Below are 23,368 nucleotides of genomic sequence, written 5' to 3'. Positions count from 1 at the left end.
CGCATGCAACCCTGCCTCACCGCCCTACTGCTGTGCTGGACCCTGGCTGCATGCGCCTCGCTGCCCGATGTCAAGAACCTCAATACCACATTGGAACCGGTGGCCAAGCCCAAGGTGATCACGGGCAAGGGGGCCGTGCTGAACGTCAACAGCCGCGCCGCCCTGCTCAACAAGCGCTGGGCCAAGTCCGGCATGGACTTGAAGACCCAGGCCGCGCTGGAAGAAGCGGCCACGGGCGTGCCTTTGATCAAGGGCAACAAGGTGACCCTGCTGTTTGACGGCCCGCAAACCATGGCCGCCATGTTCCAGGCCATCAGCGACGCGAAGAACAGCATCAACCTGGAAACGTATATCTTCGACCAGGATCCGCTGGGCCTGAAATTTGCCGACATGCTGATCGAAAAGCAGAAAGCGGGCGTGACGGTCAACATCATCTACGACAGCGTGGGCACCATCGGCGTGCCGCAAGCGTTTTTTGACCGCATGCGCGCGGCCGGCATCCACCTGGTGGCCTTCAACCCCGTCAACCCCGCCAAGCTCAAGGGCGACGACTGGAAGATCAACAACCGCGACCACCGCAAGGTGCTGATCGTCGATGGCAAGATGGCGTTTACGGGCGGCATCAATATCAGCGATACCTATGCGAAAAGCTCGCTGTTCCGCTCGAAATCGAAACCCACGGACAAGAAGGACGTGGGCTGGCGCGATACCCATGTGAAAGTGGAAGGCCCGGCCGTGGCCGCCTTCCAGTGGCTGTTCATCCGCACTTGGGCACAGCAAGACCAGGCCGACCTGCCTGACGCCAACTACTTCCCGACTTTATCGGAAGTGGGCGACAAGCTGGTGCGCGTCGTGGCCAGCGAGCCCGAGGGCGGCTTTGAAATCTACAAGGCGTATATCCTGGCCATCCAGGAAGCCAAGAAATCGATCCACATCACGTCCGCCTATTTCGTGCCCGACCAGCAAACGGTCGATGCCCTGATCGCGGCGGCCAAACGGGGCGTGGACGTGACCGTGGTGCTGCCCGGCGTGTCCGACAGCGGCCTCGTGTTCCATGCGGGACACTCGCTGTACGACGAGCTGCTGGCCGGCGGCATCCGCATTTTTCATTTGAAACTGGCCGTCCTGCACGCCAAGACGGCCGTCATCGACGGCGCCTGGTCGACCGTCGGCTCGACCAACATCGACATGCGCAGCTTCCTGCATAACAGCGAACTGAACGTGATCGTGCTCGGCGACAGTTTCGGCCGCGAAATGGAAAACGCCTTCCAGGAAGACTTGCGCGACTCGGAAGAAATTACTAAGGCGAAATGGGAAACACGGCCGCTCTCCGACCGCATGAAGGAGTGGGCGGCGCGTTTCATGAATTACTGGCTGTAAGCACCGATGGGGCAACTGGATATTTGCACGGATATGCACTATATTGCACCAATAGTATGACAATCGTCGTGCTGCTCATCTCTGGAGTTGACTACCATGGCTACCGTGCGCAAGACCATTACCTTGACGGACCAGCAAGACGACTGGATCAAGGCGCAGATTGATGCGGGGCGCTATACCAACGACAGCGAATACATCCGCGACCTGATCCGGCGCGAACAGGAACGCAGCGCCGAACTCGAGGCGATCCGCGCGGCGCTGATGGAAGGAGAGGCGAGCGGCGAACCCCAGCCTTTCGACGCCAAGGCGTTCAAGCAGAGAATGCTGGCGGCGCATGGCTGAATACCGGCTGACGCCTGCCGCCGAGCATGACCTTGAGGCGATCTGGGCTTATACGGTACGGCGCTGGGGCGTACAGCAGGCCAGTCATTATCTTGACAGCATGACGGCGGCCTTTGATGACCTGGCAGGCGCGCCAGAGACCGCGCCGGCATGCGAGCAGATTCGGCCCGGCTACCGGTGCCGCAAAGTCGGACGGCACATGATTTATTTTCGCATCACGAACTATGGCATTGCCATCGTGCGGATTCTGCATGACCGCATGGATGCGGCACGCCATCTTTAATGAAATCACCATCCGACGCGACGCGACGCCTCACAACGGCCGCAAACTGGCCCACACGCCGCCCTGGCGCTCGAACGCTTCCGTGCTGACTTTTTCAAAGTCGGCGCTGTCTTCATTCCAGCTGTAGCGCTCGACGCGAATACAACTGTTTTCCACGCGCAGCACGTTGAAGGAGTTCGACTCTCCCCTGCCCCGCGTGGACGTGGCCGTGCCCGCCTGCACCATCAGGGCCGCGTAGCCGGCGATCTTGTAGCGCTCGGCCGTGTTGCCCGCCACGCTGGCATGCAAGTGTCCCGCCAGCAATAAATCCACGCCGCATTCGGAAAACATTTGCAAGGCTTGCGGGGCGCGGTCAACCAGGTCGTCTTCATCGAAGTGCTCCGGCAAGTCGAATGGATGGTGGGTGACGATGATGCGCGTCAAGCCGGGTGGCAAACTGCCCAGGCGTTCACGCAGGAAATCGATCTGCTCGTGGCTGATGCGGCCATCCTTGAACGTCAGGGAGCGGGCCGTGTTGATGCCCAGCACGGCGATTTCCTCGTCCACATATTCGGGCGACAAATCGTCCGTCACATGGCGCCGGTACTTCACCAGCGGCGTAAGGAAGCGGGAAACGACGTTGTACAGGGGCACGTCATGGTTGCCCGGCACCACGATCTGCGGCCCCGGCAAGCTGTCCAGAAATTGCCGCGCCTGCTGGAACTGGGCGCTGCGGGCGCGCTGCGTGAGGTCGCCCGAGACCACGACCACGTCCGGTTCCAGGCGTTCGATCAGCGCGCGCAAAGGTGCCAGCAAGTCCGCATCGACCCTGCCAAAATGCAAGTCGGACAAATGCACGATGGTACGCATGGCCTTACTCCCCAGAAAGTGCCGGTGCAGGCACGAGCACGGCCAGCTCGGCCTTGCGGATGCGGTACTGCAGCGGCGTATTCATGATCGTCACTTCGCCATCGGTGGCCACGCGCAGGCGGCGGTGGTGCGTGGCCACCTCCAGGTCGGTGGCCGTCAGCACGTCAAAATCCTTGGCCTGCGACAACTTGCCGAACAGCGCGTGCAAGGCCAGCTTCAACAAGCCCAGGCGGCCCGGACGCTGCGCCACATACAGGCTCAGCTGGCCGCCATCGAGCCGTTCGCGCTCGCCGATATTCAAGCCTTCCATCATGTATTCATTATTACCGATGAAGACGAATGGCGTGCGCCGCGCATGCACGGCGTCGTTGAGTGTCAGTTGCACGCTGAGGAAGGGATAGCGGCGCAAGGCCGCCACCAGGGCCCAGCTGAAGGCCAGCCACTTGCCCCGCCCCAGCCGGCGCTGCTGCTTTTCGCGGTCGCGCACGATATCGGGATACAGGCCCAGGCTGGAATTGTTCAGGAAGATACGGCCATTGACTTCGCCCACGTCGACCTGGTGCGGCACGCCCTGCGCCACGTTGGCAATCGCCGCATCGAGCTCGAGCGGGATATTCAAATCCTTGGCAAAATGGTTCAAGGTACCCAGCGGCAAGACGCCAAACGGCGTACCGCTGCCGACAACGACAGAGGCCACGGCATTGATGGTGCCGTCGCCGCCGCCGGCCACGACGATGGATGCGCCATCGCGCAGGGCCCGTTCAGCCGTGGCGATCATCTCGGCGCCGCTTTGCGCCAGGGTAATGTCAGCGTCAAGCCCCACCGCGGCGAATTTCGCTTCGAGCTGCTGCGCCCAGTCAGGCGCATAGCCGCAGCCGGCGCCCCCGTTGATGATGACTGCAATTTTGCTCAGGACAGTTTCCCCTTATTTGGTTTGCCGGATATGCCGGCGCCGGCGCAGGGTCGACACGCCGGCGATGCAGATGGCCAGCCAGCCATAGCTTTCCGCCATGGCTGCCAGCACATCGCTCAGGTAATGCGCGCCCAGGTAGATACGGCTGAAGCCCACCAGCGCCGCCATCAGGAAAGCGCCCAGCGCGATGGCGATGCGCTTGCCCCAGGCGCCCGGCGCCGTCTGGCAAATCAGGTAGGCGGCCAGCAAGCCGTACAGGGCTGTCGAGGTGGCAGTATGGCCACTCGGAAAGCTGTAGGTGCTCAGGGCCGTCTGCAAGAGCGGCTCATCAAAGCTGGGCCGCGCGCGGACAAAAATGTACTTTAGCAGCAGGTTCAAAAACATGACGCCCGGCATGGTGATGACGAGGGTAAACAGCCAGTAATCTGCACCCTTGCGGTGCAGATACCAGCCCAGCAAGGTGGCCAGGATGATGGCGCCGATCACGCCATGCATGTGCGTAATGACCAGCAGGCAAGTGGTGATCCACGGCACGGCATGCTGGTTGAACCACTGCGCCACCTGCAAGTCGATCACGGTAATTTGCTCCATGCCCATCACGGCTTCGGCGATCTCGTGGAAGACGACGATGGCCACCAGCATCAGGACCACGCCCACCGTCATGTGCAGGCCCAGCTCGCCCTCGGGCGACAGGCGCGCCTCGACGAAGCGGCGCAGTTTCGTGGTCCAGCCCGTGGTCATGCCCATGTCATTTTTCTCTTGCAAACTCATCTCTCTTTCCTGTTCCCGGTGATGATCAAAAAAACCACACCAGTAAAAAAATACTGTTTATTCATACAGTAGCTGTGTATTCATACAGTAGTTATGCTATTCTGATGACTCGTTCAACACATCTCCCTCAAAGGAATTGTCATGGCAACATTGAATAGCGGTTTTGGCTCACGGTTCGGCCTGGAATACGCCCCAAGCTCTTTCCTCGTCCGCATGGGCAAGCGCGAAATCCTCGTCTGCCGCGACTTCCGCAAGCGCTACTACACCGTCAATCCCCTGATCGAGTGCGGTACGGGCATCGAGCCGGGCTATGTTGAAGTGCTGCTGATGCGCCGTTGGTTGCTCATTTTATCCAAGGCGCATTAAATACACCGTAAAAAATCTACTGCGCGGCGCGATTTGCGGCCTGCGATGCTCGCTGTACTAAAGTACAGCTGCGCTTCTTAGCCACAACTCGTTGCCGCTCGCTACGATTTTTGTCGGCGTATTCCGGGGCTTTCGACGACCTTGCTTGAAAGCTCCGTCCGGCCACGCCGGAAGCGCGCCAGTACTGGCCAGCGGCAACGCTGGCCAACCCCTCATTACTGTGCGCGTTCCGGCGCGGCCGGGCTGGCAGGTGTTTGCACTGGCAGCACCTTGTCAACGACATTCGCTTCGTACCATAGCGTGACGAACAACACCATCACGACGGGGCCGATGAACAAGCCCACGAGGCCCAGGGTTTCCACGCCACCCAGAATGCCGAACAGCACGGCCAGGAAGGGCAAGCGGGTGGCGTTGCCGATCATGCCGGGGCGCACGAAATGGTCGGCCACGAACAGCACCACGGTGCCCCACGCGGCTACGCCGATGGCGGCACCGACATTGCCCTGGAAGACCAGCAAGGCGGCCGCGCACAGGTAAGCGAGCGGCGCGCCGAACGGAATGATGGCCAGGATGCCCGTGGCGAACGCCCACAGGGCCGGCGACGGCAAGCCGGCGATGGCGTAGGCGATACCGATCAGCACGCCTTCGGCCAGGCCCACCAGCACCAGGCCGTTGACGGTCGCGCGTATGGCCGTGGGGATTTTTTGCGCATAGCGGCCCCACCGTTCGGGGCGCAGGAAATGGCTGCCGACGGCCGTGATCTGGCGCGTCAGCGCTTCGCCATCCTTGTAGAAGAAAAACAGACACAAGAAGGCCAGGCCAAAATCGACCAGGCGGTGGAACACGTCCGCGCCCAGCACCTTGAGCATGTCGCGCGCGGAATGGAAGCCGCCCACGGCGCTGCCCGCAAAGAAGTGGCCGAGGCCGTGGGGCTGGCTCAAGGTCGCTTGCCACCAGTCGCCGATGGCGCTGCCGGCCAGGGGAATGTGCGCCACCCAGTCCGGCACGGGCAAGCCGTCCGTATTTGCATGGACGACGAAATTGGCCAGCACGGGCACTTCGCGCGCCGCCTGCGCCACGCCGAACAGCACGGGTATGATGAAGATGCAGGCGAACGCCAGGGTCAGCACGCCCGCCGCCACGATGGGGCGCTGGCCCAGGGCCGCGCGCACGCGCAGGTACAAGGGCCAGGTCGCCACGCACAGGATGCCGGCCCACACGAGCGGCAAAAAGAAACGCTGCATGACGAACGCCGTCACGGCGATCAGGACCAGGGAAAAGCCTGCGCTGACAATATCGCGTTGGGTATCGCTCATGCTACTCCATTCGTGCCCCGCACACTGTAAAGGTGTGCAGGCTTATAGCGCCTAACAAAACCGTAGCGAGCGGAAGGAAGGCTCGGCGCCCCCGTTGGCCTGAGAAGCGCAACTGTACGAAGTACGGGGCCGCCGAGGCAGTGAGCATCGCAGGCCGCAAATTACGACGCGCAGTAGGTTTTGATAGGTGCTAGGCTACGCGCCAGTTGCGCAGGCATAGCGTAACACGGAGGTTCGCTGCATCACACGAGACCCAGCTCCACCGGCTTGACGCCGGCAAACACGTGGTCGAGCTGCGCCGGGGTCAAGCCGAAGGTGCGGCGCAGCAAGCCGCCCAGCACGGCCCGGTACTCATTGAGTACGGGCATGTCGCGGTTCTGGAACAGCGTCGCCTGCGAAATCGCCAGCTGTTCGCCCGCTACCTGCTTGCCTTTGATGCCGCCGCCCAGCACCCAGAACACGCTGCCGTGGCCATGGTCCGTGCCGCGGTTGCCGTTTTCGCGGAAGGTGCGGCCAAATTCGCTGACCACGACGACGACGGTATTGCGCCACTCGCTGCCCATTTCCTGCGAAAACGCGGCCAGGCCACGTCCCAGCTCATCGAATCGCCCCGCCAGGTAGCCATTCGCGCCGCCCTGCCCCACGTGCGTATCCCAGCCGCCCACGTCGACGAAACCCAGGTTGTATTTGTCCTTCATCAGGCGGGCGATGCGCTGCGCCTCCAGTTCAAAGCCCTTGGTGCTAATGGCGTTGCGGTTGGCAGCCTGCATCTCGCCCGTCAATTCCTTCGCCACATCGTCGCGCACGGCAAAGCCCGCGCTGACCGGTTGCTGCAGGGGCGTGCCCTTGTACATGGCGGCGATGACCTGGCTTTGACGCGCATCAATGCCCGACTTGCCCACCGAGCGCAGCGCCATGTTCGGCACTTGCACGCCGCCCTGGAAGATCAGCGGCAGCTGGTCCGTGAAGGAAATGGCGTGGTTGCCTTGCTTGGCATTGAGGCTTTGCGCCAGCCGGTTCAAAAAGCCCGAGCGGAAATCGCGGCGCCCGCCCAGTTCTTGTCCTAGTTCGATGCTGTCCTGCGTCTCGAAATGGCTGCGCGTCAGATCCGTCGTGCCCGCAAACGGAATGAAGGCCGCCTCGCCGCCAGTGAACATGGGATAGATGGTTTCGCGCAAGGCCGGATGCAGGGCCCAGTCGGCGTTCAAGGCCAGCGCGCCGTTCTCCTCGCCCGGTTTCGCGATGGCGATATTCGGCCGCGAGGCATAGTAAAAATCGCTGCCGACCGGCACCAGCAGATTGTTTGCGTCATAGCCGCCGCGCAAAAAGACGAACAATAGCTTCGCATTCGTGGCCGGTGCGGCCAGCAAGCTGCCCGCATGCGACAACAGGGGCGCGGCGGCCAGGGCTTTCAACAAGTCACGACGGTTCATGACAATTCCTTTCAGCGGTGCATCATTTCGGGCGACGAGAGCAGGAAGGTATTCCACTCCTGCGGCGAAGCGGCCTGCTCCAGGGCCTGGCGCGTGGCCGGGCTCAAGGTCGGCTGCAGCGACTGGTAATACAGGGCGCTGGCCAACTGGGGAAACGCCACCTTTTCCTGCGGCTGCGGGCCATCTGTCTTGAACAGGCCGGCACTGCCCGAGCCGATGGTGCGGGCGATATCGAAACGCGTCGTCATCTGGCCGGGGCTGGCCCAGGAGGCATCCGTCAAGGGATAACCGTCCGGCGTCTGGCGGCCGTACAGAGGCTGGCCCATGCGCGAGAGCCAGCTCAGCATGGGGCCCGCATTCAGGATGGGCTTATCGTCATAGCTGAGGCGCACGGCCGACACCACGTAATGCATGGGGTCCTTGAATTTCTTGCCCAGCGACTGCGTAAATTCCGGACTGTTGAACATGGTTTGCAGCACGTCGGCGATCATGCCGTCGCTCTGCTGGAAGGTGGCCGCCATGCGCGCCACCAGGGGCGCCGGCGGATTGTCGCCGACGAAATACTGGGCCAGCTTGCCGCTGATGAAATGCGCGGTGGCGGGACTGCGGCTCAAACGGTCCAGCGCTTCATCGAGCTCGGCCAGACCCCGGCCCTTCACCGTTTGCCCGAGGAATTGCTTGTCGCCATAATCGTGGCGGTTCGGATTGAACTCGAACAGGCCCCGGCGCACGTATTGCGACTGCAGCGCCGGTTTCACCTTCGGCATGTCCGGTCCCAAATTCACGCCCACACCCGTCAGGATGCGCGCCAGCTCCTGCACGTCCGCCTGGCTGTAACCGCCGTTCACGCCCAGGGTGTGCAGTTCCATCAGCTCGCGCGCATAGTTTTCATTGATGCGCTTGGCGGCATTGGCTTCATTGTCCAGGTAGCGCAGCATGGCCGGATGGTGGACGGTCGCGCCCAGCAAGTCGCGGAATTTCCCCAGCGTGTGCGGCGCGATGGCGTTCGCCTCGTAATCGCCGACCATGGCGCGCAAGTTGTGCTTGCCCTGGTGCACGCTGAAATGGTTGAGCCAAAACCAGCTCAGCTGCTGCTGCAGCTGATTCGGCGAATACACATCCAGCAACAGCGAACGCGTGGCCGCTTCGCGCGCCAGACGGTTGAGTTCTTGCTGGTAATCCTTTTGCGCCTGCTGCTTGGCCATGTCGTCCATGACGGCAGCCGACTCCTTGCGCTTTTGCTCCACGGACATGACGAGCTGATCGAGCGGCACCTGGCTGATGGTCATGGCGTCGATCTGCGCCTGCACGGCGGGCGGCAGGCTGGCTTTGCCGGGATGCAATTGCGCCTGCAGATAGCGCTGCCAGCCTTGCGCCTGCATCTGGCGCGCGCTGCCAGCGTTCACGCCCCAGCTCACCCTTTCCAGCAAGGCAATGTCCTGCGCGGAACTGGTCTGCGCGCGATGGTCGGCCTGGACGGCAGGTCCGGTGGCGGCGCAGCCGGCCAGCAACAGCAGGGAAATCAAGGTCGTCGGCAACAGTCGGTGAGGGGTCATGGCGGTCCTTCAAGCGGTTTCAACCAGAATGCCTGAGGGTACGCCCAGGTTGACCTGCGCATGATTGCCATTTGCAACGAGTTGTAATCAATAATGCTATTTTTGCAATTCCGTGCACTTGTCGCGCAGGAAATCGCGCAGCTGCAGCACCAGCGGCGTCACCTGCGCCCGGTGCATGCACAGCAGTTGCAAGGGCGCGGCCTCGCCCGCCACCTTGGGCAGCAGCACGTGCAAACGGCCGGCGGCCACGTCGCCGGACACGTCGAGCCGCGATTTGTAGGCGATGCCCAGGCCCGCCACGGCCCAGCGGCGCACCAGGTCGGCATCGTCGGCGCTACGGTTGCCGCTCACGGCTATCGTCACCTGCTCGCGCTGCGGCAGGCGGTAAAAGGTCCAGCGGTCATGCAAGCCGTCTTCCAGCGCGAAGCGCAGGCAATTGCGCTGCGACAAATCTTCCAGCGCCAGCAGGGGACCATGTTCGCGCAGGTAGGCGGGCGACGCCACCAGCACTCGGTCGTTGGCAGGCGCGACCGGCATGGCGACCATGCTCGAATCGTCCTGCTGGCCATAGCGGATGGCCACGTCGACTTGCTGGCGCACCATGTCGGCCACCCGGTCGCTGACGCTGAGCTGGTAGTGCAGTTTCGGATGGCGCGACTGGAATTCGTCGAGCCAGCCCAGCATCAGGTTGCGGCCCAGGTCGGAAGGCATGGCAATTTTCAAGGTTCCGCCGAAACTGTCCTTGCCGGCCATCAGCGCATCGTGGCCAGCGCGCAGCAGGCGCAAGGCTTCACGCGCATGTTCCAGGTATTGCGTGCCTTCCGCCGTCAGGCTCAGCGAACGGGTCGTGCGGGCCAGCAGGCGCAAGCCCAGCTCCCCTTCCAGGCGCTTGACGGCGGCGCTGGCCAGCGCGGGCGAAATGCCGATCTCGCGCGCGGCCGCCGACAAACTGCCGCGGTCGGCCGTGCGCACAAATACCTGCAAGTCATCGAGTCGCAGCAATTTTCAGCATTCCTTTGAAAGTGTTTCGGTACGCGCCCCCTGTTTCCAGGGCGAGAAAATGGCCATGATACGTCAAGCCCGTATGGCCACGCCAACAATGGTGTCGGATTACGGTCCTTCGGACCTGATCCGACCTACGCCTACTCCATCACTGTTTTACCAAAGGAAGCACATGAAAGCCATCGCCTACCACCACAGCCTGCCCATCACCGATGCCGACGCCCTGCTCGACATCGAGCTGCCCGTGCCCGTCGCCACGGGGCGCGACCTGCTCGTCGCCGTCAAGGCGATTTCCGTCAACCCCGTCGACACCAAGGTACGCAAGAACCGCGCGCCGAAAGACGGCCAGCCGGAAGTGCTGGGCTGGGATGCGGCCGGCGTCGTCACGGCCATCGGCCCCGACGTCACCCTGTTCCAGGTCGGAGATAAAGTCTGGTACGCAGGCGCCATCAACCGTCCCGGCAGCAACAGCGAATTCCAGCTGGTCGACGAGCGCATCGTCGGCCACATGCCGGCCAGCCTCGACTTCGCGCCAGCCGCAGCCCTGCCCTTGACCGCAATTACGGCCTGGGAATTGCTGTTCGACCGCCTGCAGATCAGCCGCGACAAGAATCTCACCGGCAAGTCGCTGCTCGTAATCGGCGCGGCCGGCGGCGTCGGTTCCGTGCTCGTGCAACTGGCGCGGCAACTGACGGGCGTCACCATCATCGGCACGGCCTCGCGCGCGGAAACGGCGGACTGGGTCAAGGAACTGGGCGCCCACCACGTGATCGACCACAGCCTGCCGCTGGCGCAGGAAATCACGCGCCTGGGTTTGCCGCCCGTCGATTACGTGATCAGCCTGAACCAGACCGACAAGCATTTCGAGCAAATCGTCGAACTGATCGCGCCGCAAGGCAAGTTCGCCCTGATCGACGACCCCGAGCACATCGACGTGCGCAAGTTCAAGGGCAAGAGCGTGTCCTTGCACTGGGAACTGATGTTTACCCGCTCGCTGTTCCAGACGCCAGATATGGTCAAACAACATGAATTGCTCGAGGAACTGGCGCAGCTGGTCGACGCTGGTATCATCAAGACCACCCTGGCCGAGAGCTTCGGCACGATCAACGCGGCAAACCTGAAACGCGCGCATGCCCTGCTGGAAAGCAATACGGCAAAAGGGAAAATCGTCCTGGAAAGTTTTAATTAATCAGGTAATCAAAATGGCCCGGAAATCATTGACGTTCGTCAAGGTCGGGCCCGTGATCACGGCATCTCCCAGCGCCTGGAAGAAGCCGTGGCCATCGTTGTTGTCCAGGCTGTCGCGCGGTTTGATGCCTTGCGCCCAGGCCCGTTGCAGGGTGTCGGGCGCCAGGACCGCGCCGGCGATGTCTTCCTGGCCGTCGACGCCATCCGTGTCGCCGGCCAGCGCGTGAATGCCCTCGTGCCCGTCCAGCGCGATGCCCAGCGCCAGCAGAAATTCCACGTTGCGCCCGCCGCGCCCGTTGCCGCGCACGGTGACCGTCGTTTCTCCGCCCGACAGCAGCACGCACGGGGTGGGAAACGGCTGGCCACGCACGGCCGTTTGCAGCGCGATGCCGGCCATCACCTTGCCCACGTCGCGCGCCTCGCCTTCCAGGCTGTCGCCCAGGATATACGGCGTGACGCCGGCCGCGCGCGCCACGTCGGCCGCCGCTTCCAGGGCCATCTGCGGCGTGGCGATCAGGGTCGTGCGCGTGCGCGCCAGCCGTGGGTCGTCGGGTTTGACGGATTCGCCGCGCCCGCTTTCCAGGGTCTTTCGTATGCTGTCCGGCAAGTCCATGCCATAGCGGCGCACGGTGGCCAGCGCGTCATCGCACGTGGTCGCGTCGCCCACCGTGGGGCCGGAAGCGATGTCGCCCAGCTTGTCGCCAGGCACGTCGGAAATGGCCAGGGTCACCACTTGCGCCGGATGGCAGGCGGCCGCCAGGCGCCCACCCTTGATGGCGGACAAATGGCGGCGCACGCAATTCATTTCGCCGATGGTGGCGCCCGACGCCAGCAGCGCGCGGTTCAGCGCCTGCTTGTCTTCCAGGCTGATGCCGTCAAGTGGCAAGGCCAGCAGCGACGAGCCGCCGCCCGAAATCAGACACAGCACCGTATCGTCAGCGTGCAAATTGCCGACCAGCTCGAGCATGCGCCGTGCCGCGTCCATGCCGGCCGCATCGGGCACGGGGTGCGACGCTTCGACGATCTCGATGCGTTCGCACGGCACGGCATAGCCATAGCGCGTGACGACGAGGCCCGACAGCGGCCCCGGCCAGTGCCGCTCCACGGCCTGCGCCATGGCGGCCGACGCCTTGCCGGCGCCGATGACGATCAGCCGGCCCTTGGGCGCGGGCGGCAGATGGGGCGGGACGCAATGCGATGGCTGGGCCGCGGCGATGGCGGCCTGGAACATCGCTTGCAGCAAGGCGCGCGGTGGCGGTGGCAGGGTCGTCGTCATGGTCAATTCCTCCGGTTCGATCAGCGATTAACGATGCGCGCGGGAACGCGCAGCACCAGTATGGCGCCCAGCAGCATGACTGCGGAAAGAATATACAGGGCCACGTCGGTGCCGCCCGTCGCATCCTTGATCCAGCCGACGAGGAAGGGACTGACGAAACCGGCCACCTGGCCCAGCGAATTGATCAGCGCCAGGCCGCCGGCCGCCGCCGCGCTGCCGAGAAACGCCGTCGGCAAGGGCCAGAACATGGGCAGGCCGGACAGCGCGCCCATGGTCGCCAGCGACAGGCCGATGAGGGCGACGACCACGTTGCCGTGCGCCTGGGTCGCCAGCAGCAAGCCGCACAGCGCCATCAGCAAGGGGCCGCTCAAATGCCAGCGGCGTTCCTTGTGCTTGTCGGCCGAACGGCCCACCCAGATCATGAAGATGCTGGCGCACAGGTAGGGAATGGCGCTGACCCAGCCCACGGCCACGGGGCTGGCGAAACCGAGCGACTTGACGATGGTGGGCAGCCAGAAGTTGATCGCATACACGCCCATCTGGATGCAGAAATACACGAGGCCCAGCATCCACACATGCTTGTTGCGCAGCACGCTGGCGAAGGTGTCGGCCGTATTCGCGCCGTTGCGGCGCTGGCGTTCGTCCTCGTCGAGGTCGGCGCGCAGCAGCTGCTTTTCTTCGGTATTGAGCCACTTCGCCTGGGTGATGCCGTCGTTCAGCAGCACGTACACGAGAAAGCCCAGCAGCACGGTAGGAATACCTTGCAGCAGGAACATCCATTGCCAGCCGGCCAGGCCGCCGTGGCCCGCGAACGATTGCATCATCCAGCCCGACAAGGGGCTGCCCAGCAAGCCGGAAATGGGAATGGCCGACATGAACAGGCCCATGATGCGGCCCCGGCGCGACGCGGGATACCAGTTCGTAAAGTACAGCACGATGCCGGGGAAGAAGCCCGCCTCGAACACACCCGTGATGAAGCGCAGCGAATAGAACGCGGCCGGCGTGGTGACGAACATCAGGCAGGCCGAGGCGATGCCCCAGGCGATCATCAGGGTGCCGATGACCTTGCGCGCGCCCAGGCGGTGCAGCAGCAGATTGCTGGGCACGCCACTGGCCACGTAGCCGATGAAGAAAATGCCGGCGCCCAGGCCGTACACGCTTTCGCTCCATTGCAGCGCATCGAGCATTTGCAGCTTGGCAAAGCCGACATTCACGCGGTCCAGGTAATTGAACAGATAGCAGATGAAGATGAAGGGGATCAGATGCAAGGTGACCTTGCGGTAGGCGCCTTCGCGCACGCGGCCCTGCGCGGACGCGCCGGCGGACAGGCTGGCGCCTGGATGGGTGGTCATGGGTGTCTCCTGACTATTTTTTTATGGGATACGGCCAGCCCATCGTACAATCGCCGTCAGAAACAGTCATCGTGCGGATGCATGAAGAAATATGGTGCTTGATACGATGATTCCATGCAGATGCACGAGACGGACCACCACATGCCGAATATTGACCTTCCCCTGGCGCAGGACATCGTCCGGCGCACCATGCACATCATTCCCTTCAACGTGAACGTCATCGATGCGCGCGGCGTGATCCTGGCCAGCGGCGATCCGCAGCGCGTGGGCGACCTGCATCCGGGTGCGCAAGTGGCGCTGGCCCGGCGCGCCAGCGTGGAAATCGGCGCGGCCGACATGGCTCGGCTGCCGGGCACGCGGGCCGGCATCAACCTGCCCCTGACGGTGCGCGGCGAGATTTGCGGTGTGCTGGGCCTGACGGGCGAGCCAGATGCCGTGCGCCAGTTCGGCGAACTGGTGCGGGCCATGGCGGAAATGATGCTGGAGCAGGCACGGCTGGTCAGCGAGTTGCAGCATGAAAAGCGCTACCGCGAGGAATTCGTGTCCCAGCTCGTCTACCGCACGGGCATTTCGGACGCCAGCATGCAGGCATGGGCGGCGCGCCTGGCGGTCGATTTGCGCGTGCCGCGCGCCATGTTCGTGCTGGAAGTACCGGATGCGGGCGAAGGCCCGGGCGAGCGGCTCGACCAGGTGCTGACGCAGCTGCAGCAAGTGCAGTCCGACCTGTCGGTCCGCTGGCCCTCGCTGCTGATGGCCGTCGTCTCGCCGGGCGAACTGGTGCTGCTCGACGCCTTTCCCGCCAGCGGCCCGCAGCAGGCGCGCGCGGCGCAAGCCAGGCAGCGCCTGCTCGAACTGCATCAGGTAGCACAGCAGGCGCTCACGCCACCGGCCACCCTGGCCATGGGCGTGGCCTTGCCGGGCCTCGATGGCGCCACGGCTTCGTATGAATCGGCGAAGCAGACGGCGCGCGTGGGCCGCGCCCGCGATGGCGGGCACACTACTTTTTCTTATCTGGAACTGAGCCTGCCCGTGCTGCTGTCCGGCCTGCAAGCGGGTTGGCAGGCCGAGCAATTGCGCCAGACCCTGGCGCGCCTGCTGGCGCACGACCGCAAGTCGGGCACCCTGATGCGCACCCTGGCCGCCTGGTTCCGCCACCACAGCCACCCGATGGCCACGGCCAGGGCCCTGCACATCCACCGCAACACACTCGATTACCGGCTGCAGAAGATCGCCGAACTGACGGGGCTGGATCTGGACGACACGGATGACCGCCTGCTGCTGTATGTCGCCCTGCAACTGAATTGACAGATGCCCGTCTACAATGGCGGCTGACCGCACAACAGGAATAGCATGAACGACGCCATCGAATGGACCAGTCTTGCCCGCACTTTCGGGCTGTTTACCGTCACGGCCGTGGCCGAACTGCTGGGCTGCTACCTGCCCATGCTATGGCTGAGCAACAAGGGCAGCGCCTGGCTGCTGTTGCCGGCCGCCCTCAGCCTGCTGGTCTTCGTGTGGCTGCTGACCTTGCATCCGGCCGCCAGCGGCCGCGTGTATGCCACGTATGGCGCCATCTATATCGCCACGGCGCTGGGCTGGCTGTGGCTGGTGGACGACGTCACGCCGGCCTGGACCGACGTCGCCGGCGTGGCCATGGCCCTGGCCGGCGCCGCCGTCATTGCCATGGGGCACAAGGCGCAGTAATTACGCCGCATGCCGGCGGAAGTTCGTTTCCGCCGACCACGCCGCGCTGGCGCGGGCCAGCAAGACGGCTTCGCCATCGGCCAGCCAGTCGTCCGCATCGGCGATCTTCCACATGGCTTGCAGCAGCTGGCGACGCAAGTCCGGCTCGGTGATTTCATCGAGCAGGCTGTCGATCACGCCATTGGCCAGTTGCACGGCACCATGCACGGTCGACGTCAGCATGTCGTCGCACAGGTCTTGCAGCAATTGCTGGAAGGCGGCCGGCTCCAGGTCGATATGCTCGAGGATTTTGCTGCGGTGCATCGCTTGCAGCTCGGCACTGGCCAGGTTGCCATCGACCACCATCATCAGGGCCAGGATACGTCCCGCTGCCTGGGGACTGTTCATTGCATAGGTACGCATAGTTCACTTTCCATTGTCAGTTTAAAAAGCGCGCCCCGCCATTGCAGGGCGCGCGGTACGGCATTTACTTCTTGTCGCTGCGGGTGATGAACACGCTGGCCACGCAGCTCGACACGATCAGCACCGCCACCACCAGCAACGATGCTTCCACCGGCACGTGGTACCACGGCATGATCAGCATCTTGGCGCCGATGAACACCAGCACCATCGCCAGGCCATACTTGAGCATGTGGAAGCGGTCAGCCACGTCCACCAGCAGGAAGTACAGGGCACGCAATCCCATGATGGCGAACAGGTTCGACGTGAAGACGATGAACGGGTCCGTCGTGATGGCGAAAATCGCCGGGATCGAATCGACTGCAAACACCAAATCTGTCACCTCGATCAGGATCAGCACGAGGAACAGCGGCGTGACATAGCGCAAGCCACCCTTTGCCACGAAGAAACGCTCGCCGTGGTCGCCGTCGGCCACCCGCAAGTGGCGGCGGGCAAAGCGCAGCACGGGGTTGTTCGCCACGTCCGGTTCCGCATCGGCAGCCACCAGCATGCGCATGCCGGTCACCAGCAGGAAGGCGCCGAACAGGTACAGCACCCAGCTGAACTCGCTCACCACCCACGCACCGGCCATGATCATCACGGCGCGCATGACGATCGCGCCCAGCACGCCATAGATCAACACGCGGCGCTGGTACTGGATCGGCACCTGGAAAGCGCTGAAGATCAGCAGGAAGACGAACACGTTATCGACCGACAGGGCTTTCTCGATCAGGTAGCCGGAGAAAAATTCCAGCGCCTTCTGGTTGGCGATCTCGGGACCGGCCGTGCCGTTCAGGTACCACCACAGCCCGCCGTTGAACAGCATGGCCAGGCTGACCCACACGAGCGACCACGTCGCCGCTTCCTTGACGCTGACCTTGTGCGCCTTGTTGCCGCCGAAGACGAACAAGTCCAGCGCCAGCATCACCAGGACAAAGGCGATGAAGCCGGCCCACATGGGTGCCGTTGCAATACTTTCCAGGCCGTTCATCGGCGGCCTCCGCAACTATCTGTTTGTATTCTGAAGTCCATGACACTCTCCTTGCATGAATTGAGCTGCCATCATAGTCCGAATATAAACATCGAACAAATCGAATATAATTTAAGAATACGTCGAAAAAATCGATGTATTAATCTGCCGGGAAAAACCATGTCGACACTCAACTTCAAGCACTTGCGCTATTTCTGGATGGTGGCCAAGACGGGCAGCATCGCGCGCGCGGCCGAGCAGCTGCACCTGACGCCGCAATCGATTTCCGGCCAGCTCAGCGAGTTTGCCGACACCCTGGGCGTGGAACTGTTCCGCCGCAGCGGGCGCCAGCTGGAATTGACGGACACGGGCCGGCGCATCCTCAGCCATGCCGAAAGCATTTTCAGCACGGGCGATGAGTTGCTGGAAATCGTGCGCGACCAGTCACGTACGACAACGACGACCTTCCGCGTGGGCTGCGCCGATTCCGTGTCGAAACTGATCGCCTGCCGCCTCGTGGAGCCGGCGCTGGGCCTGGCCGAACCGCTGCGCATCATTTGCCGCGAAGGCCGGCTGGCCAGCCTGCTGGCGGACCTTGCCGTGCACCGGCTCGACCTGATCATGGCGGACCGCCCCATGCCGGCCCACTTGAGCGTGCGCGGCTTTAACCATTTGCTCGGTGAAAGCGGCATGACCCTGTTCGGCACGCCAGCCCTGGCCGCCACGCTGAACGGCGACTTCCCGCAATGCCTGGACGGCGCGCCGCTGCTGCTGCCCGGCGAAGACTTCGCCATTTACGGGCGCTTGCTGCAATGGCTCGGCGACAACAACCTGCACCCGCGCATCGTCGGCGAGTTCGACGACAGCGCCATGATGAAGGCGTTTGGCCAGTCCGGCGCCGGCCTGTTTTTTGCGCCCACCGTCATCGCGCCCCAGGTGTGCGAGCAATACGCGGTGGTGGCGCTGGGCCGGGTCGACAGCCTCGTCGAGCAGGTGTATGCGATCACCACGGAACGGCGCCTGCGCCACCCGGCCACCATCGCCATCAGCCAGAGCGCGCGGCGCGAGCTGTTCGTGTAAATCCGTTCAGCCGCTGACGACGATCTTGCCCGGCTGCCCGCCCCGCTCCAGCAGCGCATGCGCGCGCCGCAAGGTGGCCGCGTTCATCGGCGACAAGCGCTGCCGCAGCGTATGGCGCAGCACGCCCTCGTCCAGCAGCCGCGCCACGCGGTTCAGGATGCGGTGCTGCTCGATCATGTCTTCGGTGGCAAACAAAGGCCGCGTAAACACCATTTCCCAGTGCAAGGAGATGCTCTTGCCCTTCAGCGGCGCCGCATCGAAAACATCGTGGTCGTCGATGACGGCCAGCTTGCCGTGCGGCGCGATGAGTTCCAGCAATTCCATGAAATGCAGCGCCGTGTGCGACAGCGCCGCGATGTGACGCACGGGCGCCACGTTCAATGCCGCCACCTGCGCCGGCAGGGGTTGTGTATGGTCGATCACGTGGTGCGCGCCCATGGCCCGGCACCATTCCATGCTGTCGCCACGCGAGGCTGTGGCGATTACCGTCAAGCCCGTCAACTGGCGCGCCAGTTGCATCAGCATGGAACCAACGCCGCCCGCGCCGCCCAGCACCAGCAGGCTGCCCCACGGCTGTTGGTCGCCGGGAACGATGGCAAAGCGTTCGAACAGCAGTTGCCACGCCGTCAGCGCCGCCAGCGGCACGCTGGCCGCCTGCGCAAAATCCAGGGTCGCCGCCATGCGCCCCGCGATGCGCTCATCGACGAGGTGATATGCGGCATTTGCGCCCGCGCGGTCGAACGAACCCGCGTAATACACGGCTTGCCCCGGCGCGAACAGGGTCACTTCGCTGCCCACCGCATGCACGATGCCGGCCGCATCCCAGCCCAATGCCGTGACGCCATCGGGTACCGTCACCAGCCCCGCACGCACTTTGGTATCGAGCGGATTGATACCGACGGCGCGCACCTGCACCAGCACGTCGCGCGGGCCGGGCACGGGCATCGGGCCTTCCATGTCGAACAGGCCGCCTTGTTCAACCACACTGCTTCCTTTCTTGAAACCGATCATCTTCATTGCATGCTCCAGGTAAATCCGCATGGTAAGCAGCCACGCGAGAAAGAAAAATATGCTTCAATGCGTTTCACACCTGACCAAACTGTCATGAATCATGCAAGACATCGATAATCTCTCCGGCGTGGCTCTGTTCGTGCAATTGGCGCAGGCGGGCAGCTTTGTCGCCGCCGCGCGCCAGGCCGGCATTTCGCCATCGGCCGTCAGCAAGAGCCTGGCCCGGCTCGAGCAGCGGCTGGGCACGCGCCTGTTCCAGCGCAGCACGCGTCAGCTGAGCCTGACGGCGGAAGGCAAGCTGTTCCTCGCGCGCAGCGAACGCATCCTGGCGGAAATGCAGGCGGCGCAGGAGGAACTGGCGGGCACGCTGGCGCCGCGCGGCCGCCTGCGCCTGGGCTTGCCGGAACTGGGCAGCGTATTCCTGCCCGCGCTTGCTGATTTTTCCCAAAGACACCCGGCCATCGCCCTCGACCTGGACTTTTCCGACGCGCTGGCCGATGTCGTCGGCGACGGTTTCGACGCCGTCATCCGCATCGGCGCACCGCGCGATTCGCGCCTGGCCGCCCGCAAGCTGGGCCAGTTCCGCTCCTGCCTCGTGGCCTCGTCCGCCTATCTGGCGCGCCACGGCACACCCAGCCATCCCCTTGAACTGCAACAACATGCTTGCCTGCACTACCGCTTCCGCCACAGCGGCAAGGTCGAACAGTGGCAGCTGCGCCAGCAAGCCGAGGCGCCGACGCCGGATTTGCCACTGTCCATGGTCTGCAACAACGTCGAAGCGCGGCTGCACTTCGCCCGGCAAGGCCTGGGCATCGCCTGGCTGCCCGACTTTTATGTGCGCTCCGCCATCGCTGACGGCAGCCTCATCGAAGTGCTGAGGGACTACGCGATCGCCGCCCATCCGGCCCACAGTTGCTGGCTGCTGTGGCCATCCGGGCCGCACCTGGCGCCGAAAGTACGGGCCCTCGTCGATTTTCTGGCCGAAACAGACATACTGTTGCCAGCCACCCACGGAAGATGAGGCTCAAATACATTTGAGCAAATACATCTATATAATGGCAAGTCTCCCCGACGCCCTGCGCGCCCCTTCCTGGACTTGCCGCAATGAAGCACTTGCACGATATTCCCTCTGCCTTCAAGCATGAATTTGCCAACCCGCGCCTGTGGTGGTCGCGCGCCGTCGTCGTCGGCATGGCCGCCATCGCGGGGCTCGTCGTCGTCGGCTTTACGTGGCTGGCGGAGGAAGCGCTGGACCTGTTTCTCTTTTTCAACGGCAAAGCCTGGTGGTTCGCCCTGCTGTGGACGCCGGCCTGCGCCGCCCTGCTCGTCTGGCTGACGCGCCGCTACGCGATGGGCGCGGCAGGTTCCGGCATCCCGCAAGTGATGGCGACACTGGACCCGGCCGTGGCGCCCGAGCAGCGCTCGCTGTTCGTGTCCCTGAAACTCAGTGCCGCGAAAATCGTCCTGACGGCGGGCGGCTTGCTGGGCGGATTGTCGCTGGGGCGCGAAGGGCCGTCCGTGCAGATCGCCGCGGGCGTGATGCTGGCCGCGCGCCGCTGGCTGCCCCGCCACTCGCAAGTGAGCGCCCATTCCCTGCTGGTGGCCGGCGGCGCGGCCGGCATCGCGGCTGCCTTCAACACGCCGCTGGCCGGCGTCATGTTTGCCATCGAGGAATTGTCACGCTCGCCGGAGCAGCGCAACAGCGGCCTGATCGTCGCCGGCATCGTGCTGGCCGGCATGATGGCCGTGTCGATCCACGGCAACGCGACGCACTTCGGCATCATCCACCCGGGTCCCATCGGCCTGGCACTGGCCTTGCCAGGCTTGCTCGTGACCCTGGTGGCGGGCGTGGCGGGCGGCCTGTTTGCGCGATTGCTGCTGGCATCCGCCCGGGGCAATCCGCTGGGGAAATTGTCTGCGTGGAGAAAAGACCGGCCCGTGCTGTTCGCCGCCGTCTGCGGTGTGCTGGTGGCGGCCATCGGCATCGCCAGCCACGGCGCCACGTTCGGCAGCGGTACCGTGGCCACGCGCGCCATGCTGGAAGGCTCGTCCGATGTGGCGCCCGCCTTTGTCGCCTTCAAATATGTGGCGACGTGGCTGACCGTCTGGTCGGGCGTGCCGGCCGGCATTTTTGCGCCCTCCTTGGCCATCGGCGCCGGCATCGGCCACGATATCGCCGTGCTGCTGCACTACCCGCACGCGCCGGCCCTGATCGCGCTGGGCATGGTGGGTTTCCTGGCCGCCGCCACGCAGGCGCCGCTGACGGCGTTTATCATTGTCATGGAAATGGTCGATGGCCACGGCATGGTGCTGAGCCTGATGGCCTGCGCCGTGGTGGCCAGCACGGTGTCGCGCGTGCTCAGCGAGCCGCTGTACGGCGCGCTGGCGCAGCTGCAGTTGCAACGGCTGCCGCTGCCGCTGCAGCAAGCGGGCCGGGAAACTACATCGTAAACGGAAACGGCTGCATGCCCGCCTGCCTGTCATCGGGGGCGACGACGGCCAGCAAGGCGTCCAAGCCCTGGTTCAGGTGCGCCAGGCTGTCGGGGTCCAGCTGGGCCAGCGCACTGGGCAGCAAACCGCGCGCCGGCTGCGGCGCGCCGGCGATCACGGCCTGGCCTTCCACCGTCAGGGTCAAGGTGACCACGCGCTGGTCGGGCTGGTCGCGCGCCTTGCGCACATAGGATTTTTTCACCAGCGCGTCGACCAGGTTGCTGGCCGTCGTCTGGTGCAGCGACATCTTGCCGGCCAGCTCGCCCATGCGCAGGCCCGGCCGCTCCAGCAATTCCTGCATCACCCACAATTGCGCGCCCGACACGCCGCATTGCTTCTCGATCTGCGCCGAGTGCCGCTGCGCCGCGCGCATGACGACGCGCATGTTTTGCAAGGCCATGCCCTGCGCCTTGGCTATCGCCGATACTTCCGCTTCCGCCACCATTGCCTCCAGTTATCCCGCCGGCTTCGCGCCTGCTGGCGGGCCGGAATGCATACATGATACCTGCAATGGCGGCGAGGAACTAACTGCCTGTCACCGACTGGTCATCACGCCAAGCCTGTTCCAGCACCAGCTTGCCGGCCTTGTCCCACTGGCGCTCGATGCCGTGCTTCTTGCCGTGTTCATACGGCACGATCTGCCGCAGGCTGCCGTCGCTGTACCAGGTTTGCAGCAAGCCGTGGCGCTGGCCTGCGACAAACGGTGTCACGCTGGCGCGCACGCCGTTGGCATGCCACTCCGTCGTATCGCCGTGGTCACGACCCTGTGCATCTTTCTGCCACGCAAAAATGGGATGGCCATCCGCCCCCCACTTTTCCAAGCTGAGCACGGCACCTTTCCGGTACAGCGTTTTGTTCGACAGTTTGCCATTGCCATGGCTTTCAAACGACCAGCCATCGGGCTGGCCGTGCACCCACACGGTTTTGGCCAGCACCTTGCCGTCCTGGGCAAGCATGACAAACTCGCCCTCGCGCTGGCCATTGACATACTGTCCCCGCCGGTGCAGTTTGCCATCGGCATAAAACGATTCCTCCACGCCATCCATCTGGCCATTGCGGCGATACGAGCGGCTGCTGACGGCCCCGTTCGCGCCATACGACACGTGCTCGCCATCGGCCATCTCGTCGCCGTGATACAAGGTGCGACTCATCAGCTGGCCATTCTCGTGATACGTTTCCGAGATGCTGTCGCGCCCGTTCGGCAGCGCCGTCACCTTTTGCTTGACCTGGCCATTCTCGAAATACACGGAGCCGCCCAGCAGCTCCTCGCCCTGGTCATTGAAATAGGTTTCGCGCAGCAGCTGGCCATTCTCGTAGTAGTACTTGCGAAAACGCACGAACTTCACCTGGCTCAAGTCCAGGTCAGTGGCATAGGTTTCAAAGGCCAGCACGCCCGGCGTGTCAGGAAATTCGAGGCGCACATGCCAGGCGCCCAGCGCCTCGTCGCGCACGGGCGCCGTGCGCAGCGCATACGCGGCGCTGCGCTGGTTGCTCGGCATGAAATTTTCATCCAGATACATGGTCTGGCCTTTCTCCTGTAGGGTTGGCGTTGGCGCCGCCGGCAGCTCCTGCGCCGCCAGCGGCAAGGCTGCGCCCAGCGCGGCGGCCAGCAGCCAGCGCATCGTTTGTTGATTTTTCATGTTGTTCC

General features: G+C 63.8%; 24 protein-coding genes. 10 read left to right on the top strand and 14 right to left on the bottom strand.

The genetic code is table 11. The annotated features are described in order from the left end of the window. Nucleotides 1-3: 3 nt before the first annotated feature. From cls to MRBLMS1_RS10255, 3 genes are all read left to right on the top strand, one after another. Nucleotides 4-1,380 carry a cardiolipin synthase gene (gene cls, locus MRBLMS1_RS10265; protein ID WP_411268325.1) on the top strand — a complete coding sequence of 459 codons (1,377 nt, stop codon included), beginning with the start codon at nucleotides 4-6 and terminating at the stop codon, nucleotides 1,378-1,380. A gap of 96 nt (nucleotides 1,381-1,476) precedes the next feature. Continuing rightward, nucleotides 1,477-1,722: a type II toxin-antitoxin system ParD family antitoxin gene (locus tag MRBLMS1_RS10260; RefSeq protein WP_485879335.1), complete on the top strand. Its 246-nt coding sequence runs from the start codon at nucleotides 1,477-1,479 to the stop codon at nucleotides 1,720-1,722. Continuing rightward, nucleotides 1,715-2,005, top strand: coding sequence for a type II toxin-antitoxin system RelE/ParE family toxin (locus tag MRBLMS1_RS10255; RefSeq protein ID WP_485879334.1), 291 nt, complete (start codon nucleotides 1,715-1,717; stop codon nucleotides 2,003-2,005). Before MRBLMS1_RS10260 ends, MRBLMS1_RS10255 begins: the two co-directional genes overlap by 8 nt. Before the next feature lie 30 nt (nucleotides 2,006-2,035). Here MRBLMS1_RS10255 and MRBLMS1_RS10250 read toward each other — a convergent pair whose 3' ends face one another. The 3 genes from MRBLMS1_RS10250 to MRBLMS1_RS10240 are packed head-to-tail and all read right to left on the bottom strand — an operon-like array spanning nucleotide 2,036 to nucleotide 4,538. Then, the gene (locus tag MRBLMS1_RS10250) at nucleotides 2,036-2,854 is read right to left on the bottom strand and encodes a metallophosphoesterase family protein (RefSeq protein ID WP_139090903.1); all 819 of its coding nucleotides are present in this window, start codon (nucleotides 2,852-2,854) and stop codon (nucleotides 2,036-2,038) included. A gap of 4 nt (nucleotides 2,855-2,858) precedes the next feature. Beyond that, a complete protein-coding gene (locus MRBLMS1_RS10245) occupies nucleotides 2,859-3,767 on the bottom strand; it encodes a diacylglycerol/lipid kinase family protein (protein WP_485880062.1) in 909 nt (302 codons plus the stop codon). 12 nt (nucleotides 3,768-3,779) lie between these two features. Further along, entirely contained in the window at nucleotides 3,780-4,538 is a 759-nt protein-coding gene (locus MRBLMS1_RS10240; RefSeq protein ID WP_436483968.1) for a phosphatase PAP2 family protein, read from the bottom strand. A gap of 141 nt (nucleotides 4,539-4,679) precedes the next feature. Here MRBLMS1_RS10240 and MRBLMS1_RS10235 point away from each other — a divergent pair, with 141 nt between their 5' ends. Beyond that, the gene (locus tag MRBLMS1_RS10235; protein ID WP_010396348.1) at nucleotides 4,680-4,904 is read left to right on the top strand and encodes a hypothetical protein; all 225 of its coding nucleotides are present in this window, start codon (nucleotides 4,680-4,682) and stop codon (nucleotides 4,902-4,904) included. A 215-nt stretch (nucleotides 4,905-5,119) separates the two neighbouring features. Here MRBLMS1_RS10235 and MRBLMS1_RS10230 read toward each other — a convergent pair whose 3' ends face one another. From MRBLMS1_RS10230 to MRBLMS1_RS10215, 4 genes are all read right to left on the bottom strand, one after another. Then, entirely contained in the window at nucleotides 5,120-6,220 is a 1,101-nt protein-coding gene (locus MRBLMS1_RS10230) for an AI-2E family transporter (protein ID WP_485879331.1), read from the bottom strand. A 242-nt stretch (nucleotides 6,221-6,462) separates the two neighbouring features. Then, entirely contained in the window at nucleotides 6,463-7,653 is a 1,191-nt protein-coding gene (locus tag MRBLMS1_RS10225; RefSeq protein ID WP_485879329.1) for a DUF1501 domain-containing protein, read from the bottom strand. A gap of 11 nt (nucleotides 7,654-7,664) precedes the next feature. Further along, on the bottom strand, nucleotides 7,665-9,209 hold the full coding sequence (locus MRBLMS1_RS10220; protein WP_485879328.1) for a DUF1800 domain-containing protein: 1,545 nt from the start codon (nucleotides 9,207-9,209) through the stop codon (nucleotides 7,665-7,667). Between the two features lie 96 nt (nucleotides 9,210-9,305). Then, nucleotides 9,306-10,211 carry a LysR family transcriptional regulator gene (locus tag MRBLMS1_RS10215; protein ID WP_485879327.1) on the bottom strand — a complete coding sequence of 302 codons (906 nt, stop codon included), beginning with the start codon at nucleotides 10,209-10,211 and terminating at the stop codon, nucleotides 9,306-9,308. Nucleotides 10,212-10,383: 172 nt separating this feature from the next. Between MRBLMS1_RS10215 and MRBLMS1_RS10210 the strand changes: the two genes are divergently transcribed. Continuing rightward, nucleotides 10,384-11,400, top strand: coding sequence for a zinc-binding alcohol dehydrogenase family protein (locus tag MRBLMS1_RS10210; protein WP_485879325.1), 1,017 nt, complete (start codon nucleotides 10,384-10,386; stop codon nucleotides 11,398-11,400). On the opposite strand, the gene MRBLMS1_RS10205 is transcribed toward MRBLMS1_RS10210, so the two are convergent. Beyond that, a complete protein-coding gene (locus MRBLMS1_RS10205; RefSeq protein WP_485879323.1) occupies nucleotides 11,401-12,675 on the bottom strand; it encodes a glycerate kinase type-2 family protein in 1,275 nt (424 codons plus the stop codon). It abuts the gene before it with no gap. A gap of 20 nt (nucleotides 12,676-12,695) precedes the next feature. Then, nucleotides 12,696-14,027: an MFS transporter gene (locus tag MRBLMS1_RS10200; protein ID WP_485879321.1), complete on the bottom strand. Its 1,332-nt coding sequence runs from the start codon at nucleotides 14,025-14,027 to the stop codon at nucleotides 12,696-12,698. A gap of 114 nt (nucleotides 14,028-14,141) precedes the next feature. On the opposite strand from MRBLMS1_RS10200, the gene MRBLMS1_RS10195 reads away from it, so the two are divergent. Both MRBLMS1_RS10195 and MRBLMS1_RS10190 read left to right on the top strand, forming a co-directional pair. Next, a complete protein-coding gene (locus MRBLMS1_RS10195) occupies nucleotides 14,142-15,332 on the top strand; it encodes a sugar diacid recognition domain-containing protein (protein ID WP_485879319.1) in 1,191 nt (396 codons plus the stop codon). 45 nt (nucleotides 15,333-15,377) lie between these two features. Continuing rightward, nucleotides 15,378-15,731: a YnfA family protein gene (locus MRBLMS1_RS10190; RefSeq protein WP_485879317.1), complete on the top strand. Its 354-nt coding sequence runs from the start codon at nucleotides 15,378-15,380 to the stop codon at nucleotides 15,729-15,731. On the opposite strand, the gene MRBLMS1_RS10185 is transcribed toward MRBLMS1_RS10190, so the two are convergent. Both MRBLMS1_RS10185 and MRBLMS1_RS10180 read right to left on the bottom strand, forming a co-directional pair. Next, nucleotides 15,732-16,133 carry a tellurite resistance TerB family protein gene (locus MRBLMS1_RS10185; protein WP_034759008.1) on the bottom strand — a complete coding sequence of 134 codons (402 nt, stop codon included), beginning with the start codon at nucleotides 16,131-16,133 and terminating at the stop codon, nucleotides 15,732-15,734. Between the two features lie 64 nt (nucleotides 16,134-16,197). After that, complete coding sequence (locus tag MRBLMS1_RS10180; protein WP_070304117.1) at nucleotides 16,198-17,160, bottom strand: TerC family protein; 963 nt, start codon at nucleotides 17,158-17,160, stop codon at nucleotides 16,198-16,200. A gap of 159 nt (nucleotides 17,161-17,319) precedes the next feature. Here MRBLMS1_RS10180 and nhaR point away from each other — a divergent pair, with 159 nt between their 5' ends. Next, nucleotides 17,320-18,219 carry a transcriptional activator NhaR gene (gene nhaR / locus MRBLMS1_RS10175; protein WP_139090894.1) on the top strand — a complete coding sequence of 300 codons (900 nt, stop codon included), beginning with the start codon at nucleotides 17,320-17,322 and terminating at the stop codon, nucleotides 18,217-18,219. 6 nt (nucleotides 18,220-18,225) lie between these two features. On the opposite strand, the gene MRBLMS1_RS10170 is transcribed toward nhaR, so the two are convergent. Further along, on the bottom strand, nucleotides 18,226-19,236 hold the full coding sequence (locus tag MRBLMS1_RS10170) for a zinc-binding alcohol dehydrogenase family protein (RefSeq protein ID WP_485879314.1): 1,011 nt from the start codon (nucleotides 19,234-19,236) through the stop codon (nucleotides 18,226-18,228). Between the two features lie 94 nt (nucleotides 19,237-19,330). Between MRBLMS1_RS10170 and MRBLMS1_RS10165 the strand changes: the two genes are divergently transcribed. Both MRBLMS1_RS10165 and MRBLMS1_RS10160 read left to right on the top strand, forming a co-directional pair. After that, on the top strand, nucleotides 19,331-20,251 hold the full coding sequence (locus MRBLMS1_RS10165; RefSeq protein WP_485879312.1) for a LysR family transcriptional regulator: 921 nt from the start codon (nucleotides 19,331-19,333) through the stop codon (nucleotides 20,249-20,251). Between the two features lie 83 nt (nucleotides 20,252-20,334). Next, nucleotides 20,335-21,681, top strand: coding sequence for a chloride channel protein (locus MRBLMS1_RS10160; RefSeq protein WP_485879310.1), 1,347 nt, complete (start codon nucleotides 20,335-20,337; stop codon nucleotides 21,679-21,681). Here the strand turns inward: MRBLMS1_RS10160 and MRBLMS1_RS10155 are convergent. Both MRBLMS1_RS10155 and MRBLMS1_RS10150 read right to left on the bottom strand, forming a co-directional pair. Then, entirely contained in the window at nucleotides 21,671-22,120 is a 450-nt protein-coding gene (locus tag MRBLMS1_RS10155; RefSeq protein ID WP_223278900.1) for a MarR family winged helix-turn-helix transcriptional regulator, read from the bottom strand. The two genes, MRBLMS1_RS10160 and MRBLMS1_RS10155, sit on opposite strands and share 11 nt — an antisense overlap. A 124-nt stretch (nucleotides 22,121-22,244) precedes the next feature. Beyond that, nucleotides 22,245-23,360, bottom strand: a complete 1,116-nt coding sequence (locus tag MRBLMS1_RS10150) for a toxin-antitoxin system YwqK family antitoxin (RefSeq protein WP_485879307.1) — start codon at nucleotides 23,358-23,360, stop codon at nucleotides 22,245-22,247. Nucleotides 23,361-23,368 lie beyond the last annotated feature (8 nt).

The organism is Massilia sp. LMS1-1-1.1 (assembly GCF_040815535.1).
Classification (GTDB): Bacteria; Pseudomonadota; Gammaproteobacteria; order Burkholderiales; family Burkholderiaceae_D; genus Janthinobacterium; species Janthinobacterium aestuarii.
Note: the sequence above shows the minus strand (reverse complement) of the source record. Positions and strands in the feature narration are given on the sequence as shown.

What these genes read in the sequence shown, in the direction of transcription:
- MRBLMS1_RS10255 (WP_485879334.1), top strand. Translation starts at nt 1,715, where the DNA reads ATGGCTGAATACCGGCTGACGCCTGCCGCCGAGCATGACCTTGAGGCG.
- cls (WP_411268325.1), top strand. Translation starts at nt 4, where the DNA reads ATGCAACCCTGCCTCACCGCCCTACTGCTGTGCTGGACCCTGGCTGCA.
- MRBLMS1_RS10160 (WP_485879310.1), top strand. Translation starts at nt 20,335, where the DNA reads ATGAAGCACTTGCACGATATTCCCTCTGCCTTCAAGCATGAATTTGCC.
- MRBLMS1_RS10165 (WP_485879312.1), top strand. Translation starts at nt 19,331, where the DNA reads ATGCAAGACATCGATAATCTCTCCGGCGTGGCTCTGTTCGTGCAATTG.
- MRBLMS1_RS10170 (WP_485879314.1), bottom strand. Translation starts at nt 19,236, where the DNA reads ATGAAGATGATCGGTTTCAAGAAAGGAAGCAGTGTGGTTGAACAAGGC.
- MRBLMS1_RS10200 (WP_485879321.1), bottom strand. Translation starts at nt 14,027, where the DNA reads ATGACCACCCATCCAGGCGCCAGCCTGTCCGCCGGCGCGTCCGCGCAG.
- MRBLMS1_RS10195 (WP_485879319.1), top strand. Translation starts at nt 14,142, where the DNA reads ATGCAGATGCACGAGACGGACCACCACATGCCGAATATTGACCTTCCC.
- MRBLMS1_RS10225 (WP_485879329.1), bottom strand. Translation starts at nt 7,653, where the DNA reads ATGAACCGTCGTGACTTGTTGAAAGCCCTGGCCGCCGCGCCCCTGTTG.
- MRBLMS1_RS10185 (WP_034759008.1), bottom strand. Translation starts at nt 16,133, where the DNA reads ATGCGTACCTATGCAATGAACAGTCCCCAGGCAGCGGGACGTATCCTG.
- MRBLMS1_RS10180 (WP_070304117.1), bottom strand. Translation starts at nt 17,160, where the DNA reads ATGAACGGCCTGGAAAGTATTGCAACGGCACCCATGTGGGCCGGCTTC.
- MRBLMS1_RS10240 (WP_436483968.1), bottom strand. Translation starts at nt 4,538, where the DNA reads ATGAGTTTGCAAGAGAAAAATGACATGGGCATGACCACGGGCTGGACC.
- MRBLMS1_RS10150 (WP_485879307.1), bottom strand. Translation starts at nt 23,360, where the DNA reads ATGAAAAATCAACAAACGATGCGCTGGCTGCTGGCCGCCGCGCTGGGC.
- MRBLMS1_RS10190 (WP_485879317.1), top strand. Translation starts at nt 15,378, where the DNA reads ATGAACGACGCCATCGAATGGACCAGTCTTGCCCGCACTTTCGGGCTG.
- MRBLMS1_RS10220 (WP_485879328.1), bottom strand. Translation starts at nt 9,209, where the DNA reads ATGACCCCTCACCGACTGTTGCCGACGACCTTGATTTCCCTGCTGTTG.
- nhaR (WP_139090894.1), top strand. Translation starts at nt 17,320, where the DNA reads ATGTCGACACTCAACTTCAAGCACTTGCGCTATTTCTGGATGGTGGCC.
- MRBLMS1_RS10205 (WP_485879323.1), bottom strand. Translation starts at nt 12,675, where the DNA reads ATGACGACGACCCTGCCACCGCCACCGCGCGCCTTGCTGCAAGCGATG.
- MRBLMS1_RS10250 (WP_139090903.1), bottom strand. Translation starts at nt 2,854, where the DNA reads ATGCGTACCATCGTGCATTTGTCCGACTTGCATTTTGGCAGGGTCGAT.
- MRBLMS1_RS10155 (WP_223278900.1), bottom strand. Translation starts at nt 22,120, where the DNA reads ATGGCCTTGCAAAACATGCGCGTCGTCATGCGCGCGGCGCAGCGGCAC.
- MRBLMS1_RS10235 (WP_010396348.1), top strand. Translation starts at nt 4,680, where the DNA reads ATGGCAACATTGAATAGCGGTTTTGGCTCACGGTTCGGCCTGGAATAC.
- MRBLMS1_RS10230 (WP_485879331.1), bottom strand. Translation starts at nt 6,220, where the DNA reads ATGAGCGATACCCAACGCGATATTGTCAGCGCAGGCTTTTCCCTGGTC.
- MRBLMS1_RS10210 (WP_485879325.1), top strand. Translation starts at nt 10,384, where the DNA reads ATGAAAGCCATCGCCTACCACCACAGCCTGCCCATCACCGATGCCGAC.
- MRBLMS1_RS10260 (WP_485879335.1), top strand. Translation starts at nt 1,477, where the DNA reads ATGGCTACCGTGCGCAAGACCATTACCTTGACGGACCAGCAAGACGAC.